General features: G+C 56.9%; 1 protein-coding gene and 2 pseudogenes. 1 reads left to right on the forward strand and 2 read right to left on the reverse strand.

Annotated elements, in window-relative coordinates; genetic code table 11:
* Positions 1-200 (forward strand): hypothetical protein (locus tag ACOCD2_RS24610; RefSeq protein ID WP_293675712.1); only part of this gene is annotated, 200 nt, incomplete at its 5' end.
* Positions 201-319: 119 nt separating this feature from the next.
* Here the strand turns inward: ACOCD2_RS24610 and ACOCD2_RS24615 are convergent.
* Together ACOCD2_RS24615 and ACOCD2_RS24620 are read right to left on the reverse strand one after the other, a co-directional pair.
* Positions 320-403: pseudogene (locus ACOCD2_RS24615) on the reverse strand (diguanylate cyclase domain-containing protein); the annotation flags it as partial.
* A 128-nt stretch (positions 404-531) separates the two neighbouring features.
* A pseudogene (locus ACOCD2_RS24620) lies at positions 532-643 on the reverse strand (IS66 family transposase); the annotation flags it as partial.

Genomic DNA, 643 nt, shown 5'->3' on the forward strand with positions numbered 1-643 from the left:
ACGAGAATCTCTTCTCTTGGCGAGTACCTTGGCACGAGAAATGGGCTATCGGGCTATCTTGGTCACGTCCCGGCGCCCAAAAACGCCGGAACCAGGGGATCGGTGAGCGATGCGGGCTAGGATGTCCCAAAATCTATCACGAGGCCGAAGACACGCTTGTTCGCAAGCTCGTTGCTGCTCCGTACTTGACTCCCATATGACTGGACGCTGCGTTCGGAGGCCTACTTTGTTTTCCCTCTGGCGCAAGGCACGCCGGGAAAACAGTGTGGCCTCGCGGCTACTGGGGTCTACCAGCCTTCGCTTCGCTCTCCATGGCTGGCAGCGGACGCAACAGTTCATCGCCGGCGGCATGCCCGCAGCTGTCGTTGATGAGCTTGAACCTGTCCAGATCGAGATACATTAGGCGTAACTACTCACCCCTATCAGCATAGAGCTGTCCCGAAAAGGCCATTTGAATGGCGACCAGCGGATTGTATCCCTGATTTGCCATGGTCTGCAGGTAACTGGAGATGCGGCAATAGGCCTCGGCGTGCTTTCTTGTCCGGAAGCACCCCGACACCTTCTGTTTGACCTTGCTCATTCTCAGGTCACGTTCGGCCCGGTTGTTGGTAAACGGCACGTATGAGAGTCTGGCGAAGAGCAG

Origin of the sequence: Thiolapillus sp. (genome assembly GCF_048562965.1) — a bacterium.
In the GTDB taxonomy this organism is placed as follows: Bacteria; Pseudomonadota; Gammaproteobacteria; order Chromatiales; family Chromatiaceae; genus Thiolapillus; species Thiolapillus brandeum_A.